This window comes from Actinoplanes sp. NPDC048967 (assembly GCF_040649415.1).
Lineage (GTDB): Bacteria > Actinomycetota > Actinomycetes > Mycobacteriales > Micromonosporaceae > Actinoplanes.
Window position 1 is genome coordinate 865,126 of the sequence record NZ_JBEZFL010000003.1, and the last position, 17,717, is coordinate 882,842.

Here is a 17,717-nt window from a genome sequence, read left to right on the forward strand (position 1 = left end):
CCAGCGTGTCGCGAGCCAGCAAGTTCAAGGAAATGATGCTGGCGCCGGAGATCCTCGTGGTCCCCAGCGCCTACGACGCACTGTCCGCCAAGGTCATCGCCCAGACCGGCTTCCAGGCCGTGCACATGACCGGTTCCGGCACGTCCGCCAGCATGCTCGGGCTGCCGGATCTCGGCTTCGCCACCATCACCGAGATGGCCACGAACGCCAAGAACATCACGCTCGCCGTGGACCTACCGGTGATCATGGACATCGACGCCGGCTACGGCAACGCCATGAACACCTGGCGGTGCGTCCGCGAGTTCGAGCGGGCCGGCATCGTCGGTGGGCACCTCGAGGATCAGGTCGTCCCCAAGCGCTGCGGCCACCTGGAAGGCAAGCGCCTGATCTCCACCAGAGAGATGATCGGCAAGATCGAGGCGGCGGTCGAGGCGCGCGAGGACCCGGACTGGACGCTGATCGCGCGCACCGACGCGCGGGAGAAGCTCGGTCTCGACGAAGCGATCAAACGGTCCAAGGAGTACGCCGCGGCCGGCGCGGACTGCATCTTCCTGGAGGCGATGCTCTCCGTCGACGAGATGAAACGGGTACGTGACGAGATCGACGTTCCGCTGCTGGCCAACATGGTCGAGGGTGGCAAGACACCGTGGCTGACCACGGCGGAGCTGGAGGCGATCGGTTACAACCTGGCGATCTATCCGCTGTCCGGGTGGATGGCGGCCGCCTCGATCCTGCGCAAGATGTTCGCCGAGCTGCGCGACAAGGGCACCACCCAGGAGTTCTGGGACGCCTACGGGCTACGGATGACCTTCCCCGAGCTCTTCGAGGTCTTCGAGTACGAGAAGCTCTCGGCCCTCGAGGAGCGTTTCGTCGTGAAGAACAGCGAGGAGTGATGTTCCTCGACGGTCGCATCCAACCGGCCGGCACCGAGGTGCCGGTGTTCCACCGGTGGACCGGTGACGTGATCGGTGCGGTGACCCGCGACGGTGCCGCGGAGGTGACGGAGGCGGTGCACATGCTGACCGAGCGCCGGCGTGTGCTGGCACCGGCCGAACGGGCCGGGATCCTGCTCCGCGCCGCCGAGGCGGTCGAGGCGCGAGCCGTGGAGTTCGCGGAACTGATCACCGCGGAATCCGGGGTGTGCCGTCGAGAGACGACGAGGGAGGTTTCCCGCGCCGCGGGAAACCTCCGCGTCGCGGCCGCGGAGGCCGAGCGCCTGCGCGGCGAGTCCATCCCCCTGCCCGAGGGGGACCGGCTCGCCGTGACCATCGCCGAGCCGGTCGGGGTGGTGGCCGGCGTGACACCGTTCAACCGCCCGCTCAACCAGGTGGTGGTCAAGGTGGCTCCCGCCGTCGCCGCGGGTTGCGCCGTGGTGGTGAAGCCCTCGGAGCAGACGCCGCTGACGGCGTTGCGCTTCGCGGAACTGCTCATCCATGCCGGTCTCCCGGCCGGGATGCTCGCCGTCCTCACCGGCGAGCCCGGGGTGGTGGGACCGCTGGTCGTCGGCCACCCCGGTGTCGACATGGTGACCTTCACCGGCAGCGTCGCCACCGGCCGGCTGGTCGCCCGGGCCGCCGCCGGGCGGCGCCTGGTGATGGAACTGGGCGGCAACGATCCGCTGATCGTGCTCGGCGACGCCGATCTCCCGCGTGCGGTTGCCCTGGCGACCGACGGGGCATTCGCCACGGCCGGGCAGTCCTGCCGGGGAATCAAGCGGATCATCGTCGACGACCGGGTGGCCGACGAGTTCGTCGACCTGCTGGTGGCGGCCACCGCGAGGCGACGGGCCGGGGATCCCCGGCTCGACAGCACCGATATCGGGCCCCTGATCAGCCCGGCGGCCGCCGCCGAGGTGGAACGCCGGATCGCTCTTGCCGTCAAGGACGGCGCCACCTTGCGGCACGGCGGCGAACGCGTGGAGGCGCTGATGCAGCCGGCCGTGCTGGACCACGTCGCGGCGAGCAGTGAGCTCGTGCAGAACGAGACCTTCGGTCCGGTGGCTCCGGTGATCCGGGTCCGCTCGACGGCGGAGGCGATCGCGGTGGCCAACGGCACGCCGTACGGGCTGCAGGCCGGTGTCGTCACCCGAGACGTCACCACGTTCTGGGAGATCGCTGCCGGCCTGCGGGTCGGTGCGGTCAACCTCGACCACGGCCCGCACTTCGACTCGCCGCACATCCCGTTCGGCGGGGTGAAGGCGAGCGGGGTCGGCCGCGAGGGCATACGGTGCTCGATCCGGGAGATGAGCACCATCAAGACCGTCACCGTCCCCTTCCCCGCTGCGTCCCGGTGACCCCGACCGGTGCGGCGGCGCACGAGCTGCTGTTCACCCGCGACGCCGCGGGCGCGCTGCGCGCCGCGGTGGACGCGCTGGAGGCCCGGCGGGTACTTCTCGTCGGCTCCGGGTCCGGCCTGGCCCGCAGCGGGTTGTCACCGGCGCTGGCCGGGCGGGAGATCAGCGTCTTCACGGGCTTCCGCCCGAACCCCGATCTGGACGACGTGCTCGCCGGGTGCCGGCTGGCCCACCGGGAGCGCCCCGATGTGATCGTCGGCATCGGTGGCGGTTCCGCCATGGACACCGCCAAGCTGGTCCGCGGCCTGCCACCGGACCGCGAGCGCGCGATCGCCGCGCTCTCCGGTGACGAAACCGCCGGCCCGGACATCCGGATCCCCCTTCTGCTGCTCCCCACAACCGCGGGGACGGGCAGCGAGGTGACCCAGTTCGCGACGGTGTACGTCAACGGGCGCAAGCATTCCCTGGACCGTCCGCAGGTGCACGCCGACATCTCCATCGTCGACCCGGCGCTGAGCGCCACCTGCCCCGCCGAGGTGACCTTCAGCTGCGCATTCGACGCGCTGGCGCACGCGCTCGAGTCGCTCTGGTCGTTGCGGTCGACGGCCGAGTCCCGGCGTCTCGCCGCGCGGGCGGCCCGGGGCATCAGCGAGCTGCTGCAGCCCGGGTTGCGGCGGTGGGAGCCGGCCAGCCGCGAGCGGATGAGCCTGCTGGCGATCGACGCCGGCCTGGCGATCAACCGTACCCGGACGACCGTCGGCCACGCGGTCGCCTATCCGTTGACCGTCCGGTTCGGCGTGCCGCACGGGCTGGCTTGCCTGCTCGCCCTCGCGGCGCTGCTCCCGGCGGCCTGCGCGAGCCTCGACGAGGCCTGTGCCGACCCCCGGGGGGCCGGCTTCGTCGGCCGGCGGCTGGCCGAGATGGCCGAGCTGCTCGGCAGCGACCAGCCGGCCGGCCTGGGAGCCACGTTGAGCTCGATGGTGCGCTCGGCCGGTTTCGACCACCGGTTGCGTGCGTACGGGGTAGGGCTGGACCAGCTCGACGCGATCGTGGCGGACGCGCTGGGCACCGCTCGCGCGGACAACACGCCGATCACCCTGGATCGGCCCACCGTACGGGAGGCACTGCGGAAGGCCTGGTGAGCGACCGGACCGCAGGCTGTGCCGGGCAGGCCCGCCGGCGGATCTCCTCGACCAGCTGCGCCTGGCGTACGATCCCGGCGTCCGCGTGGCTGTCCCCCTCCCGGATCGCCCGCAGGAACGCCCCCAGCGCGTTGCCGACCTGGTCGTCCGGCGGCAGTGCGAGGCGCTCGCTCCCCCCGGAGCGGGTGACGGTGATCTCCGGAGGGTGGTCGGCCGGAGGTGTGAAGGCGCGGTTCACCTCGATCTCGCCGCGCGACCCGGCAATGCGGTACTCCGACCGGTAGGGGCCGTCCAGACCGAAGGTGAGATGCGCGAGAACCCCGTCGGTGGTGCACAGAACGGCGTGGCCGGCGACGTCCACGGGGTCGTCGGTCCCCGCCCCGGTGCGCAGGCCGGCGGCCAGCACGGTCAGGTCCGATCCCAGGAAGTACCGGGCGACGCGCACCGGGTAGCCGCCGAGGTCGAACAGGGCACCGCCGCCGAGAGCGGCCTGGTACCGGATGTCCGCGGGGTCGCGCGGCGGGATGGTGAAGGTGGCGGTCAGGCTTCGCACCCGCCCTATCTCACGGCGGGAGATCAGATCCCGGACCGCGCGGTGCTGCGCATGGTGCGGGAACATGTAGTTCTCCCGGAGCACCAGCCCCTGTGCCGCGGCCTGCCGGGTCAGCCGGGCGGTGTCCGTCACCGAGACGGTGGCCGGCTTCTCCACCAGGACGTGTTTGCCTGCGGCCAGCGCCTGGCTCACCCACTCGGTGTGCAGACCGGGCGGCAGCGGTACGTAGACGGCGTCGACGTCATCGCGTTCCAGCAGCTTCGCGTACCCGGTGACCGCTGCGCAGTCGAAGGCGTCGGCGACCCGCCGGGCCTTCGCCGGGTCACGGCTCGCCACCGCGGCCAGCCGCACGTCCGGCCGGTCGCGCAGCGCGGGAAGGATGCGGCGCACGGCGATGTCGGCAGCGGAGAGCACGCCGATCCGGAGCGCGGACATCAGACGCCGTACAGCAGGCAGAGCAAGCTGCGTGCCTCTATGTTCAGCTGGTTGCCGAAGCGCACCAGGTCGGCCAGCTGCCGCAGGGTGGCCCATGCGTAGTCGGGGGGCAGCTCGGGTGCGAAACCGGCGTCCGCCTCGACGATCATGTAGCGATTCTGCACGTGATAGAAGCGACCACCCTCTTCGGACAGTACGCAGTCGGCGTGCACCCGGGCCGGCGGCGACGCGAGCACGTAGCGGCGGATCTCGGCCTCGGCACCGGGATCGACGAACATCCGCGGTCCGGTCTGCACAGTGGGACCGATCTCGGCGACGTCCTGCGTGCCCGGCTCGGTGTGCGCCCGCACCAGGACGTGGGCCACGCCGTCGAAGGACTTCACCACAAAGGCGTGCAGTCCGGTCCCGGCGCTGGTGATCATCGGCTGATTCCAGTGCGACACCTCACGGGTGCTGGCACGCACGTCGACGCCGATGACGGACAGTCCGGTGCCGTCGTCCGGCCGCAACTCCCCATCGACGTGCCGCCAGCCGGCGACCTGACGCAACGGCACCCGTCGCTGGCGCACCGTCCGGTTGGTGCGCGCCTCGGTCAGCCAGCTGAGCAACGCGGGTGTGCTGAGCAGCATGCGATGCTCGTGCAGTGAGCGGGCCAGCGCATCCCGGAACGGGGTGGGCAGGCGCCCTCCCCCGCTGGCGGCCAGCGCGGAGAACACCGTACGCGCGTCCATGTTGAGCACATTGTCGAGCCGGCTCAGGTCGGTGACCTGTCCCAGGGTCAGCCAGCAGAAACCGTCCCGCACCGGCACTTCCCGGGTGGTCTCGACGACGATGTTGCGGTTGCGTTTGTGCAGGTAGTAGGACCCCTGCTCGGACTGCAGCGAGTCGTGGTGCACGATGCCCCCGCTGGTGGCGAGGAAGTGCTCGAGATAGTCGGGGGTCCGGCCACCGTGCGCCCGCTGATAGTTGCTCCGGGTCGCCTGCACCGTCGGTGAGAGCTGCAGGACGTTGACGTTGCCCGGTTCCATCTTCGCCTGCAGCAGGAAGTGCAGCACGCCGTCGAACTCCTTGGCGAGCACACCCAGGATGCCTATCTCGGGCTGCACGATGACCGGCTGCGACCGGGGTGGCGCGTCGCCGGCCTGCGCCTCCAGGCCGGCGATGGCGTAGAAGCGGCCGGCCCGGTGCACGATGTCACCCGTGCCGGGGGCGAGGTTCCAGTCCGCCAGGCTCTCCAGCGGGCAGCGGCTGACCTCGTACTCCTGGCTCTCCCGGCGCTGCCGCAGCCATTGCGGCACCGCCTCGGTGCGCATCTTGCTGAATCGCCGGATCCGCAGCGACTCGCCGAGCCGTTCGGCGAGCCGGCGGGAATCCTGGTGGTCGCGGGGACGTGGCAGGGCGTCGGGTAGCACGGGTTGCCCCTTTCCGGTGGTCGCACGTTCGTTGAGCGACCCGACCACCAGCGGGCGGGGTCGCTAGTCGGTCCGGGCCGGCTTGCGCTTGTCGAGGCCGAACCGCTCGGCGATGGCCATGCAGGCGTCGACCCACACCGCCAGCACCCGGTCGTCATCGACGCCGAGCGGCTTCTCGCCGTAGATCGACTCGAGCATTCGGTAGTAGCCGAGGGAGCCGACCATGGTCAGCGCCAGCGCCTCGTGGTCCAGGTCCTTGGCACCGACGTCCTCGGCCAGCCGCTTGAGCCAACCGGCGATCTGCCGGAAGGAGTCGTCGTGCACCGCGTCCCGCAGTTCGCTGCGCAACTCCGGGAAGAGGTGACCCTCCTGACGCAGCAGCCGGTCCAGCGGCTCTCGCCGGGCCAGGTCCTGCAAGCTCCACCGGCCCAACATGATGACCTCGGAGCGGAGATCGGCCAGGGGCAGCAGATCCATCACCGGCAGCACCCGGCCGAGCTCCTCGACCTGCCGGAGAATCCCCGCCCGCAGCACTTCCTCCTTGCTGGAGAAGTACTGGTAGAGCGCTCCGGAGCGCGGCGCCAGCCCGGCTCGGGCCTCAATGTCACCGACCGTGGTGTTGCGGAATCCCTGCTCCGCGAACAGGTCCATCGCTGCGCTCAGGAGCCGATCGCGGGACGCCCCGCTTCGCTCCAGCCGTTTGCTCGCGGAATCCGCCGATTCGTCCTTCGTTGCCATTGTCGTCGCCAGTCTGAGTCGACGGTCGCATTCAGCGGTTCCGCACGTCTACATCGAGTGGTCCAAGCCTAGACGACCGCCGGTGCCCGGATCCCGGCCGGGCGGCAGGTTACTGCTGCTCACGTCCCGCGAGGCGGCTTCACAGCCGCACGGGCAGACGTTCCAGGCCGTGCATCAGCAGACTGGGACGCCAGACCAACTGGTCGGCCGGCACCGCCAGCCGCATGTCCGGGAACCGGCGAAGCAGGCCGCTCAAGGCGATCTCCACCTCCATCCGGCCCAGCTGCGCGCCCATGCAGTAGTGGATGCCGTAGCCGAAGGCGACGTGGCCGCGCGCCGAACGCGTGACGTCCAGCTCAGCGCCGTCCGGGAAACGGTCCTCGTCGTGGTTCGCCGACAGCAGGGAGACCAGGACGAACTCGCCGGCCGGGATCTCCACGCCGCTGAGCTCGATCGGCTCGGTGGTGAACCGGAACGTCGCGGTGCTGACCGCGGTGTCGAACCGCATGAGCTCATCGATCGCCCCGGCGATCCGCTCCGGCTCGCGTTGCAGCAGCTCACGCTGGTCCGCGTTGGTCAGCAGGGAGAGCGTGGCGTTGCCGATGGTGTGCACGGTGGTCTCGTACCCGGCGACGACCAGCAGGAAGATCATGGACATCAGTTCGGCGCCGGTGAGCTGGTCCTCGCCGTCCGGCGTGTTGACGAGCGACGACAGCATTCCCTCGTCCGGCCGCACCCGCTTGGCCTCGATCAGCTCGGAGAGGTAGGCGACGACCGCGCTGCCGGCCACCTCCACCGAGGCCGGATCGTCCGTGGTGACCAGCGCGTCGACCCAGCCGCGAAGCCGTTCGGTGTCCGACAGCGGGATGCCCAGCAGGTCGAGGATCACCATCATCGGCAGCCGGAACGCCAGCTGGTCGACCACGTCGATCTCGTCGCCCGCCCGGAACGCGCCGAGGATCTCGTCGGCGAACGCCTGGACCCGGGGCCGCATCTTCTCCACCCGGCCGGCCGTGAAGGCTCTCAGCACCAGCGTCCGCAGCCGGGTGTGCTTGGGCGGATCGGTGTTGAGCATGTAGTCGATGATGTCGGGATTGAAGTGCCGCCGTTTCGCGGGCACCATCATGTTGCGCTCGATCAGATCGCCGGCCCCGAGCATGTCCTTGCTGACCCGCGGGTCGTTCATCACGAGCCGGACGTCGTCGTACCTGGTCACCAGCCAGACCTTGAGGCCGTTGGGAGTGATCACCGGTCGCACCGGCGCGGTGCGCCGCAGCATCGCCGTGACCGCGTGCGGATCCTGCATGTACTGGTGGTCGAACAGCTCCTGAGGAATCTGCTCGGTCGTCGATTCCGTGTCTGTCATGATCTTCCTTCGGTCGATGAGGTCCGCGGCCGGGTCGATTCGACGTCCCGGCCGGCGTCGCGTTCCGGCAGCGACGCCGCGCCGCGCGTCCGGTGGTGCCGGGCCAGATCCACGACGAGCGGGAGCACCGCCGCCGCGATCACCGCGACAACCACCCACTCGAGCTTGTCCGCCAGCAGGTCGCCGACCTGATAGGCGAGCAGGATGATTCCTTCGGCCCAGCACAGTGCGCCTACGACGTTCCAGAGCAGAAACCTTCGCCAGGGGTAACCGACCGCGCCCGCGACGGGACTGATGAACGTGCGAACCACCGGGATGAAGCGGGACAGCACGATGGACGCGGGCGCGCCGAGCCGGAAGAACGCGCGCTCGGCCCGCCGTAGGTGACGCAGGCGCCGGGGTGAGGCGCCGCTGAACACCCGGGCGCCGACGGCCTGTCCGGCGGCATGCCCGGCCTGGGCACCGGCGATGACACACAGCGGCGCCCCGATCAACAGGCCGGCCAGCGACAGCCGGTGGTCGAACTGCGCTGCCGCGGCCGGCGACGCCGCCACCCCGGCCACCACCAGCAACGAGTCACCGGGCAGGAAGAAGCCGATCGGGAAGCCGTACTCGACCACCAGCACGACCAGGACCCCGATGAGCCCGAACGTCCAGACCAGGGTGCCGACGTCCATCACGGTCCCCATCGCGCCGCCTCCCGCACGTCAGCTCATCCGGGCGAAGACGAGGGCCACGTTGTGGCCGCCGAACGCGAAACTGTTCGTGAGCACGTTGTCCACGTCGGCCTCCCGCGGTTCGTCGCGTACCAGGTCGAGGTGTAGTTGCTCGTCCGGCCTGTCCAGGTTGGCGATCGGCGGGATCAGTCCGCTGGTGATCGCCTGGATGGAGGCGATGGCCTCGAGTGCGCCGGACGCACCCAGACAGTGACCGGTGATCGACTTGTTGGCCGTCACCGGGATCTCCGGTGCCGCCGCCCCCAGCGCCGAGTGCAGAGCGAGCGTCTCGGCCGCGTCGTTGAAAGGTGTGCCGGTGCCGTGGCTGTTGACGTGTGCGACATCCTCGGCGGCGAGACCGGCCGAGCGCAGCGCCGAGGTTATGGCGCGCCGGGCGCCCGAGCCGTCCGGCTGCGGCATGGTCGCGTGGAACGCGTCCGAGGACCTGCCGTAACCGGTGAGCTCGGCGTGGATGCGCGCCTGCCGAAGCCGGGCATGGTCGAGCGATTCGAGGACGAGCACTCCGGCCCCCTCGGCGATGACGAAGCCGTCCCGATCGGCGTGGAACGGCCGGCTCGCGCGGGCGGGGTCCCCGTCGGACACCGAAAGCGCGCGCATCCGGGCGAATCCTCCGACGATCGTCTCCACCACAGGCGCGTCCGCGCCGCCGGCAATCACCACATCGGCCTCGCCGGAGCGGATGAGCATGGCCGCGCACGCGATGGCGTCCGGTCCGGAGGCGCAGGCCGACACCATCGTCAGGACCGAGCCGTGCAGGCCGTACTCCAGGCTGATCCGGGCGCTGAGGGCGTTCAGCATGGCCATCGGGATGAACCGCGGCCGCATCGCCCGTTCGCCGCGTTCGATGACCGCCCGGGTGTTGCTCTCCCAGGTGCCGATGCCGCCGATGCCGGTGCCGATCACCACGGCGACCCTGCCGTCGGCTTCCGCGGCGAGATCCAGACCGCTGTCGTCGACTGCGAGCCGGGCGGCGGCCATGCCCAGGTGCGTACACCTGTCGTCGGCGAGCCGGTCCCGGCCCGAGGGCACCAGCGACTCGGGCAGATCGACCTCGCCCGCGATGCGGACCGAGAGCCGGGACGGATCGAACGACGTGATCGGCCGGATGCCGCTGATGCTCTTGAGCGTGGCCTCGTGGAAACGCTCGATGCCCACGCCGACCGAACTGACCGGTCCCATGCCGGTGACGACGACCCGGTCGGCGGTCATGAGTCGCGGCCCCGTTGCCCGCGGCGCCGGTAGACCACGACCTGCCCGTCCTCCACCGCGGTGCGGTAGGTGGCCGCCCGTGACCGGCCCAGCGGCAGCACCGGGCAGCCGGTGCGCACATCGGTCTCGAAATTGTGGAACGGGCAGATGACCACCCAGGTGTCCGGTGAGCGTTCGTGGTCACCGACGCGGTCGCTGACCCACATCCGCTCGACCGAGCCACCGGAGAGCGGCCCACGCTGGTGTGGACAGTAGTCGGCCAGCGCGGTGTACTCGCCGTCGCCGACCGCGACCACGATGATCCGGCGGCCGTCCACCGCGAGTGCTTTCATGCTGCCCTCGGGCAGTTCGGTGACGGCACAGGCCACGTGCCGCACCTCGGTGTCGGCGGGGCGGGCTTCGATGCTCATGCCCGGTCCTCGAGCCGGTAGAACTTCGCCGCGTTCTCGTACATGATCTTGCGACGCAGGTCCGCCGGGAAAGTCGACGGCAGCGAGTGCTCCGGCGAGTCGAAGTCCCAGTGCGGATAGTCGGACGAGAACATCAGGAACTCGTCGTTGCCCACCATGTCGAACATCTGGTAGAGGTGGCTCGGGTTGTCCACCACCTCCATCGGCTGCGTGGTGAACTTGACCTGCTCCCGGATGTACTCGCTGGGCAGCCGCTTCACCCACGGCACTTCGCGGCGCAGGCTGCGGAAGTTGTGATCGAAGCGCCACAGCAGGTGCGGCAGCCAGGTCCAGCTGGACTCGACCATCGCCACCCGCAGGTCCGGGAACTTCTCCAGCACGCCACCGATCACCAGGCTGATCAACTGCGACTGCCACGCCTGGCAGATCGCGGTGTGCCACTCGACGTAGTACGGCGGCAGACCCACCGCTGTCTGTACGTTGGCGCCCTGGTGGAAGGCGACAGCCAGATTGTTGCGGACGGCAGCCTCGTACACCGGGTGGTAGAACTCACGGCCGAACGTGTCGTGCGAGACGACCGGCAGCATCACCTGCACCATCTGCGGGTGGCTGCCGAGCCGGTCGATCTCGTCCGCCGCTGCCTGAGGCGACTGGGCAGCCACGTGGATCGAGCCGAGGAACCGCTGGTCCTTGGCCAGCCACTCGGCGACGACCCAGTCGTTGTAGCCGCGGGCGAGCGCGACCGCGAAGTCCGGCTGAGTACGCCACTCCCCCGGGTACATCAGCCCGGTGAGGACGGCGTAGTCGACGTCATAGGCGTCCAGGTGCTGCTCGCGCATGAGGCGGTAATCGGAGCCGGCGCGCAGCCCGGACTGCGGGATCGCATCGGGCCGGGCGAGCCCGCCGGTGGTGGGCCAGGAGTACGGGATCGAGATGCCCATCCAGTTGTCCGGGTGGATCCGGCTCCGGAACGGCTCGTCGATGTAGTCCAGGAACTCGGCGCCGCCGATCATCTCGTGCACGTCGGTGTCGATGAGCGTACCGGTGCGTTTCTTCGCCACGGTCTCCTCGGACGCGCCACTGAGGACTGATGTCACGGTTGCACTCCTTCGCTGATGTCCGGGGTGGGCACGAACGTTTGCGGACGGTCGGAGCCGGTGATGCCGTACCGGCGAGCGACCAGGCGCTCCAGCACGCGGTCGGGAACGAACCGCCGGGCCAGCCGCAGCGCGGGGCCGCCGCTGCCGACGGCGGTCACCAGCGGTGGACGTGCCGTCGTCGTCAGGCGCAGCACCGCCTCGGCCACCTCCCGGGGGTCGCCGGCGTGCTGATGCGCGGCTGTCACGGCCGCGCGGACCTGATGCATCCGCTGGGCGTACGGCGATCCGGGCACGGTGTGCCACTCGCGCCGGTCATTGATCTCGGACCGGTAGTAACCGGGCTGGACCAGGGCGGCCGTGATGCCGAACGGCGCGACCTCGGTGCGCAGGGCGGTGACGAAGCCTCGCAGAGCGCCTTTGGCCGCCGCGTACCCGCCCTGGAACGGCACCGGGAAGTCGGCCATCAGGGAGCCGATGAAGATGATCCGGCCACCGCCGCGGGCCCGCATCCCGGGCAGCAGCGCCTTGGTGAGCTGGACGGGCCCCAGCACGTCCACCTCGAACAGCCGGCGGACCGCTTCGTCGGGCACGTCCTCGAGCGGCCCGCCCAGGCTCTGCCCGGCGTTGTTGACCAGCACGTCGACCGGACCCACCCGCTCGGCGCACCGGCGCACCCCGTCCGGGTCGCCCTGATCGAGCGGCACGTACGTGACGCCGGGCAGCCGGGCGGCCTCGCTCATCCGCTCCGGGGCCCGCGAGGTGCCGAACACCGTCCAGCCTCGGCGGAGGGCAAGCTCCGCGGTGGCCCGGCCGATCCCGCTGGAGGCGCCGGTGATCAGCATGCGCCGCTCACCGGAGGAACTCGACGAGCCGGGCATAAGCGTTCACCACCTTCTCGATGTCGGCGGTGGTGTGCTCGAGGGCCAGCATGTCGCGACCCATGCGGGACAGCACACCGGCGTTGCCGACCGGGATCATGTAGTCGGCGAGCAGCATCCGCCGGTGGATGATCTCGGCGGCGTGGTCGAGGGCGTCCGCACCGAGCGCGTGCGGCGCCGTCATCTCGATCTTCACAACCGTGCCCAGGTGGTACGCGAAGAACCCGAACCCACTGGCGTCGAACACCTCGTTGAGCCGGCGCACCAGCTCGGCGGCCCGGTCGATGGCGCCGTCCAGCGCGCCGGGCCGGGCCAGCTCGGCCATGCAGTGGTAGGCCGCCGCCATGGACAGCGGGTTGCCGGACATGGTGCCGCCGATGTAGGCGAACGGGCCGTCGGAAGGCAGGCCCGTGCCCGCTGCGCTCATGACGTCCGCCCGGCCGGCCACCACACCGCAGCCCGGATAGCCGTTCATCAGGCCCTTGCCGAGGGTGAACAGGTCGGGCACCACGCCGAGGACGCTCTGCGCACCACCGAGGCCGGCCCGGGTGCCGCTGACGACCTCGTCGAAGACGTACAGCGCGCCGTGCTCCCTGGTCAGGCGGGCGGCCTCGGCGTGGAACCCGTCGTTGAACGGCACCAGGCCCGACTCGCCACCGAGCGGCTCGGACAGCACCGCGGCGACGTCACCCTGGCGGAGCACAGCGGCCAGGTCCTCCAGCCGGTGCGGGTGCACCAGGACCGTGTTGGCGTAGTGCGACTCCGGGACGCCGCCGGCCATGAACGCACCGGAGCCCGGCACCTCGAGATCGACCATGAACTGGTCGCCCCAGCCGTGGTAGTGACCCATGAACTTGACGATGCGCCGGCGTCCGGTGACAGCGCGGGCGAGCCGGACCGCGGCCAGATTGGCCTCGGCACCCGAGGCGGTGAACCGCACCGCCTCCGCGGCGGGGAACATCGCGCAGATCGCGTCGGCCGTCCGCAGCTCGTACTCGTCGAGGTGGCCGTGGAAGCCGGTACGGGTGGCCACCACCTCCTGAACTGCCCGGTTCAGCCGCTGGTGGTTGTGGCCGAGCGAGATCGCACCGCCGGCCAGGATGCAGTCGACGTAGGTGTTGCCGTCCACGTCGGTCACCGTGCCGCCGGCACCGCGGTCCATGAACAGCGGGTACGGCGTGGTCAGGGCGTCGACATGGCCGGTTCCGCCCCCGATCCGCGAACGTGCCGTCTCGGCCAGCGCGGCCGAGCGGGTGGTGCGCTTCTCGAAGACGGCGCGTTCGCCGGCCAACCGGTCAGGGTCCGGCACGGGGGCCGGCCGCTCGGTGAGGGCCCGGGCCCGGGCCAGGATCTCCGCGGCCGGCATGGTGCCGAACCGGCGGGGCGGCGCCTGAGTGGTCACGCCGGCACCGCCGCGGACCAGCCGAGCACCTCGTGCGCCGCATGCTCCATCGCGGTGATCGTCTGGTCGACATCGGCCATGGTGTGATCCGCGGTGGGAATGAGACGCAGCTGCCCCACACCCTGAGGAACCACCGGATAGATCACGCCGGAGCAGAAGATGTCGTACTTCGTCCGCAGCCGGTCCATGAATTCCAGGCCGACCGCGACATCGAGGTCACGCAGGTTGAACATGACCGGCGTCACCGGCGCGGCGGTGGCCCCGACGTCGAAGCCCGCCTCACGCAGCCCGCTCTGCAGCGCGTTGCTGACGGCCAGGCACTGCTTGCGCAGATCGGGACGGGTACGCATCAGCCGCAGGCGCACCCGGTTGCCCGCCACGATCGGCCACGGCAGGCCCTTGGCGAAGATCTGCGAACGCATCGTGTAGCGCAGCTGCCAGATGATCTCGGCCGGCCCGGCCACGAAGGCGCCGATACTGGCACCGGCCTTGGCGAACGTGCCGAAGTACAGGTCGATCCCGTCCTGTACGCCCTGCTCCTCACCGGTTCCGCCACCGTCGGGTCCCATCACGCCGAAGCCGTGGGCGTCGTCGACCAGGAGCCGGAACTCGTGCTTCTGCTTGAGCGCGACGATGTCCGCGAGCCGGCCCTGTACGCCGGACATACCGAAGACACCCTCGCTGATGACCAGCACCGAATCGCCCGGCTTGCGCAGGCTGTCGACCTGCTGGAGCACCGCCTCCAAGCGGGCGATGTCGTTGTGCGGGAAGGATTTCGCCTTGCCCGCGTGCAGCCGGACGCCGTCGATGATGCAGGCGTGGCACTCGGCGTCGTAGACGATCCAGTCGTGCCGGGTGACCAGCGAGTCGATCAACGACAGCATGCCCTGGTAACCGTAGTTGAGGAACAGCGCGGCGGGCTTACGGGCGTAGTCGGCCAGTTCGGTTTCGAGGGCCTCCAGCTCGTCGGTCTCGCCGGTCATCATCCGCGAGCCCATGGGGGCGGCCAGTCCGTAGCGGTTGGCGAACTCGGCGTCCGCCTCGCGCACTTCCGGCAGGTTGGCCAGACCCAGGTAGTTGTTGACGCTCCAGACCAGCATCTCCCGGCCGTTCCACTCCATCCGGCTGCCGATCGGACCCCGCAGTCGGGGGAAGCTTGCCTTGCCGTGGATGGCGTGCGACAAGGCCGCCAGCGGACCTCGCGGGCCACTCGTGAGCTTTTCGAACAGGTCCAACGTCGTCTCCTATCCGGTCAGGTGATCGGCACTCGCGGCACCGGTCGGGATCGCCGGCGAACGGTCAGCTGATGAGGCCGGCGTAACGCTGCTCGGCGGCCTCGAGCTCGTCGTAACGCAACAGCGAGAAGATCTGCTTCAGGGTCGCGATCCGCGGTTCGATGCCGGTCACCCCGCGGTCGCGCCACATCTCGGCGTACGCCGCGTGCATGGCGGTCACCGCTGCCCGCAGCCCCTGGTTGGCCCAGATGACGCCGTCGATGCCGAGCTCACGGAAGCGGGCGATCGGGGTGTCGTAGTACGTCGTGGGCGCGATGACCAGGGGGTGCCGCCCGGCCCACTCGACCGCGAACTCGGCGATCTCGTCGACCGTCCGTTGCCGGGAATGGATGAAGATCGCGTCGGCGCCGGCCTCCCGGTATGCCTCGGCCCGGGCCAGCGCCTCGCTCACCGAGTGCCCGGCGATGAGCGCCTCGGTGCGGGCGACCACGACGAAGTCCGACCCGATCTGGGCGTCCTTGCAGGCCCGGATCTTCCCGCTGAACTCGCCGACCGGGGCGAGCGCGTGCCCGTCACCGACGAAGGAGTTCATCTTGGGGAACTGCTTGTCCTCCAGGCAGATGCCGGCGCCGCCGAGGCCCTCCACCTTGCAGGCGAAGCGGCGGGCGGTGTTGAAGTTGCCGTAACCGGTGTCGGCGTCCACCAGGACGGGCACGTCCACGCTCGAGACGATCGATTCCACCAGTGCGAGCAACTGAGACCAGGAAGCTTCGTCGCTGTCCCGGACCCCCAGCACGGTGGACATGCACAATCCGGACGCCCACAGCGCCTGGAAGCCCTCGGCGAGCGCGATGCGCGCGCTGAGTCCGTCGTGCACGCCCATGATCGGCGCCGCGTTCGCCTCGGCGAGCAGCGCACGTAGGGCTGCGCCGGGGCTTCGGTGGCCGGTAGCGCCGCCGTCCTGCTTGCCCGGCCTCTGGTCGATGGTCATGCGAGCTCCTCGAAGTGACTCGGTAGGGCGGTACACCCCACACTGAACACGATCACACCGTTGTTGTCCATAACAACATCGCTGTTGTTAGAAAGCCTATTGACGTTGTAACCGGTCCCACGCATGCTGGGGCACGTCCCGGTGTCTGGTCGGAAGGGAGCCTGTGATGGCGGAAAGTCCTCGCGAGGACCGGTCCCTTCTGACCGAGCGCTCCGCCGGCGAGCTGAGCGGCGTGACCCCGGACGAACGCGGCCTTCGGTCACTTCTGCCGGTCCGGGCACTGGGCCCCGCCTTCGTGGCGGCGGTCGCCTACGTGGACCCCGGCAACGTCGCCACCAACATGCTGGCCGGGTCGACCTACGGCTATCAGCTGGTCTGGGTGGTGGTCGCGGCGAGCTGCCTCGCCGTCCTGGTGCAGTACCTCGCGGCCAAGCTGGGCATCGCGACCGGATCCACCCTGCCCGAGCTGTGCCGGGCCCGGTTCCCGCGGGCCGTCACCCTCGTGTTGTGGCTACAGGCGGAGTGTGTGGCGGCCGCGACCGACCTGGCCGAGGTGCTCGGCGGCGCCATCGCGCTGCACATTCTCTTCGGCCTGCCCCTGGCGGTCGGCGGTCTGCTGGTCGGCATCGTCGCGATCGCGATCCTGCAGCTGCAGTCGATCGGCCAGGTGCGCTACGAGCGGGTCACCGCCGCGTTGTTCCTCGTGGTCGTCGGCGGCTTCGTCGCCGCCGCACTGGCCGACGGCACGTCTGTCGGGGCGGTGCTGGCCGGCACGGTGCCCCGGCTCAACGGCAGCGGCAGCGCGGTCATCGCCGCGGGCATCGTCGGTGCCACGGTGATGCCGCATGTCGTCTATCTGCACGCTGAGCTGATGCGCAGCCGGTTCGGCGTCGCCACCGGACCCGCCGGCACGGCCCGGCGACGCGCGGTGCTCCGGGCCTGCCGCGCCGATGTCCTGCTCGCCATGTCGATAGCCGGCGTCGCCAATCTGAGCCTGCTCGTGGCCGCGGCCGACAGCCTCACCGGCTGGCAGGTCGCCGACATAGAGAGTGCGACCGCCGGCCTGCACGCCACGATCGGCCCGGTGATCGCGACGCTCTTCGCCGTCGCGCTGCTGGTCTCGAGCATCGCCTCGTCATCGGTGGGCACGTACGCGGGCGCGGTCATCATGCAGGGCTTCCTGCGCCGGCGGATCCCGATCACGCTGCGGCGCCTGGCCACCCTGCTCCCCGCCCTGGTGATCCTCGTGCTCGGCATCGAGCCGACTCACGCCCTGGTGCTCAGCCAGGTGGTGCTCAGCTGCGGCATCCCGTTCGCCCTGGTGCCGTTGATCATGTTCACCCGGCGGCCGGACCTGATGCGCGAGCTGGTCAACACCCGCAGCACCACCGTGGCCGCCGCACTCGGGGCCGCCGCGGTCTGCGGGCTCACCCTGTCCATCCTTTTCTGACCCGATCGAGATCATGAGGAGCGAACGATGCCCACTGAGGCCGAACTCTACGACCAGGTCGTCGGCATTCTTGCCAAAACGGTCGGCCTGACGACCGACGAGATCACCGAGGACAAACTCCTGAAGGACGACCTGGGCATCGACTCGCTGTCCATGCTGGAGATCCTCGCCGTGACCGAGGACGAGTTCAAGATGCGTATTCCCGACGAGGACGCGGCGGGGCTCACCGATGTCCGATCGGTGGTCGCCTATCTCACGACCCGGCTGGACACCCCGGAATCGGCGGATGTCACATCGACACCGGCCACCTCGGCGTAGGTGATCCGCTAGGTTGGGGCAAGATCGTGCAGGCGGCCCGTCAGGAGA

Annotated in this window: 17 protein-coding genes; 5 read left to right on the forward strand and 12 right to left on the reverse strand. The window is 70.2% G+C overall.

What is annotated here, in order from left to right:
* The first annotated feature begins 5 nt into the window (after window positions 1–5).
* Genes bcpA through AB0C12_RS16675 form a run of 3 tightly spaced genes read left to right on the forward strand, consistent with a single transcriptional unit; the run spans window position 6 to window position 3,435 of the window.
* Complete coding sequence (gene bcpA, locus AB0C12_RS16665) at window positions 6–893, forward strand: carboxyvinyl-carboxyphosphonate phosphorylmutase (protein ID WP_360548647.1); 888 nt, start codon at window positions 6–8, stop codon at window positions 891–893.
* Entirely contained in the window at window positions 893–2,293 is a 1,401-nt protein-coding gene (locus AB0C12_RS16670) for an aldehyde dehydrogenase family protein (RefSeq protein ID WP_360548649.1), read from the forward strand. The genes bcpA and AB0C12_RS16670 overlap by 1 nt, the downstream gene beginning before the upstream one ends.
* Entirely contained in the window at window positions 2,290–3,435 is a 1,146-nt protein-coding gene (locus AB0C12_RS16675) for a phosphonoacetaldehyde reductase (protein WP_360548651.1), read from the forward strand. The genes AB0C12_RS16670 and AB0C12_RS16675 overlap by 4 nt, the downstream gene beginning before the upstream one ends.
* On the opposite strand, the gene AB0C12_RS16680 is transcribed toward AB0C12_RS16675, so the two are convergent.
* The 12 genes from AB0C12_RS16680 to aepX form a co-directional block, all read right to left on the reverse strand.
* Window positions 3,386–4,423, reverse strand: a complete 1,038-nt coding sequence (locus AB0C12_RS16680) for a Gfo/Idh/MocA family oxidoreductase (protein WP_360548653.1) — start codon at window positions 4,421–4,423, stop codon at window positions 3,386–3,388. The two genes, AB0C12_RS16675 and AB0C12_RS16680, sit on opposite strands and share 50 nt — an antisense overlap.
* Window positions 4,423–5,835 carry an NDP-hexose 2,3-dehydratase family protein gene (locus AB0C12_RS16685; RefSeq protein WP_360548655.1) on the reverse strand — a complete coding sequence of 471 codons (1,413 nt, stop codon included), beginning with the start codon at window positions 5,833–5,835 and terminating at the stop codon, window positions 4,423–4,425. The genes AB0C12_RS16680 and AB0C12_RS16685 overlap by 1 nt, the downstream gene beginning before the upstream one ends.
* Before the next feature lie 63 nt (window positions 5,836–5,898).
* Window positions 5,899–6,573, reverse strand: coding sequence for a TetR/AcrR family transcriptional regulator (locus AB0C12_RS16690; RefSeq protein ID WP_360548657.1), 675 nt, complete (start codon window positions 6,571–6,573; stop codon window positions 5,899–5,901).
* A gap of 139 nt (window positions 6,574–6,712) precedes the next feature.
* Complete coding sequence (locus AB0C12_RS16695; protein WP_360548659.1) at window positions 6,713–7,939, reverse strand: cytochrome P450; 1,227 nt, start codon at window positions 7,937–7,939, stop codon at window positions 6,713–6,715.
* Window positions 7,936–8,628, reverse strand: a complete 693-nt coding sequence (locus AB0C12_RS16700) for a VTT domain-containing protein (protein ID WP_360548660.1) — start codon at window positions 8,626–8,628, stop codon at window positions 7,936–7,938. Before AB0C12_RS16700 ends, AB0C12_RS16695 begins: the two co-directional genes overlap by 4 nt.
* 18 nt (window positions 8,629–8,646) lie before the next feature.
* Entirely contained in the window at window positions 8,647–9,885 is a 1,239-nt protein-coding gene (locus tag AB0C12_RS16705; RefSeq protein WP_360548662.1) for a beta-ketoacyl-[acyl-carrier-protein] synthase family protein, read from the reverse strand.
* Window positions 9,882–10,295, reverse strand: coding sequence for a Rieske (2Fe-2S) protein (locus tag AB0C12_RS16710; protein WP_360548664.1), 414 nt, complete (start codon window positions 10,293–10,295; stop codon window positions 9,882–9,884). The genes AB0C12_RS16705 and AB0C12_RS16710 overlap by 4 nt, the downstream gene beginning before the upstream one ends.
* Entirely contained in the window at window positions 10,292–11,392 is a 1,101-nt protein-coding gene (locus AB0C12_RS16715; RefSeq protein ID WP_360548666.1) for an amidohydrolase family protein, read from the reverse strand. The genes AB0C12_RS16710 and AB0C12_RS16715 overlap by 4 nt, the downstream gene beginning before the upstream one ends.
* Window positions 11,389–12,237: an SDR family oxidoreductase gene (locus AB0C12_RS16720; protein WP_360548668.1), complete on the reverse strand. Its 849-nt coding sequence runs from the start codon at window positions 12,235–12,237 to the stop codon at window positions 11,389–11,391. The genes AB0C12_RS16715 and AB0C12_RS16720 overlap by 4 nt, the downstream gene beginning before the upstream one ends.
* Window positions 12,238–12,244: 7 nt before the next feature.
* On the reverse strand, window positions 12,245–13,675 hold the full coding sequence (locus AB0C12_RS16725; protein ID WP_360548670.1) for an aminotransferase class III-fold pyridoxal phosphate-dependent enzyme: 1,431 nt from the start codon (window positions 13,673–13,675) through the stop codon (window positions 12,245–12,247).
* Complete coding sequence (locus tag AB0C12_RS16730; RefSeq protein WP_360548672.1) at window positions 13,672–14,910, reverse strand: aminotransferase class I/II-fold pyridoxal phosphate-dependent enzyme; 1,239 nt, start codon at window positions 14,908–14,910, stop codon at window positions 13,672–13,674. Before AB0C12_RS16730 ends, AB0C12_RS16725 begins: the two co-directional genes overlap by 4 nt.
* A gap of 64 nt (window positions 14,911–14,974) precedes the next feature.
* Complete coding sequence (aepX, locus tag AB0C12_RS16735; protein WP_360548674.1) at window positions 14,975–15,901, reverse strand: phosphoenolpyruvate mutase; 927 nt, start codon at window positions 15,899–15,901, stop codon at window positions 14,975–14,977.
* A gap of 166 nt (window positions 15,902–16,067) precedes the next feature.
* On the opposite strand from aepX, the gene AB0C12_RS16740 reads away from it, so the two are divergent.
* The gene (locus tag AB0C12_RS16740) at window positions 16,068–17,351 is read left to right on the forward strand and encodes an Nramp family divalent metal transporter (RefSeq protein WP_360548676.1); all 1,284 of its coding nucleotides are present in this window, start codon (window positions 16,068–16,070) and stop codon (window positions 17,349–17,351) included.
* Window positions 17,352–17,378: 27 nt separating this feature from the next.
* Window positions 17,379–17,669, forward strand: coding sequence for an acyl carrier protein (locus AB0C12_RS16745; RefSeq protein ID WP_360548678.1), 291 nt, complete (start codon window positions 17,379–17,381; stop codon window positions 17,667–17,669).
* The last annotated feature ends 48 nt before the right edge of the window (window positions 17,670–17,717 follow it).

Excerpts from the sequence above, each read along its gene's own strand:
- AB0C12_RS16670 (WP_360548649.1), top strand. The coding sequence starts at position 893 with ATGTTCCTCGACGGTCGCATCCAACCGGCCGGCACCGAGGTGCCGGTG.
- AB0C12_RS16680 (WP_360548653.1), bottom strand. The coding sequence starts at position 4,423 with ATGTCCGCGCTCCGGATCGGCGTGCTCTCCGCTGCCGACATCGCCGTG.
- AB0C12_RS16690 (WP_360548657.1), bottom strand. The coding sequence starts at position 6,573 with ATGGCAACGAAGGACGAATCGGCGGATTCCGCGAGCAAACGGCTGGAG.
- AB0C12_RS16695 (WP_360548659.1), bottom strand. The coding sequence starts at position 7,939 with ATGACAGACACGGAATCGACGACCGAGCAGATTCCTCAGGAGCTGTTC.
- AB0C12_RS16700 (WP_360548660.1), bottom strand. The coding sequence starts at position 8,628 with ATGGGGACCGTGATGGACGTCGGCACCCTGGTCTGGACGTTCGGGCTC.
- AB0C12_RS16705 (WP_360548662.1), bottom strand. The coding sequence starts at position 9,885 with ATGACCGCCGACCGGGTCGTCGTCACCGGCATGGGACCGGTCAGTTCG.
- AB0C12_RS16710 (WP_360548664.1), bottom strand. The coding sequence starts at position 10,295 with ATGAGCATCGAAGCCCGCCCCGCCGACACCGAGGTGCGGCACGTGGCC.
- AB0C12_RS16720 (WP_360548668.1), bottom strand. The coding sequence starts at position 12,237 with ATGCTGATCACCGGCGCCTCCAGCGGGATCGGCCGGGCCACCGCGGAG.
- aepX (WP_360548674.1), bottom strand. The coding sequence starts at position 15,901 with ATGACCATCGACCAGAGGCCGGGCAAGCAGGACGGCGGCGCTACCGGC.
- AB0C12_RS16740 (WP_360548676.1), top strand. The coding sequence starts at position 16,068 with ATGGCGGAAAGTCCTCGCGAGGACCGGTCCCTTCTGACCGAGCGCTCC.
- AB0C12_RS16745 (WP_360548678.1), top strand. The coding sequence starts at position 17,379 with ATGCCCACTGAGGCCGAACTCTACGACCAGGTCGTCGGCATTCTTGCC.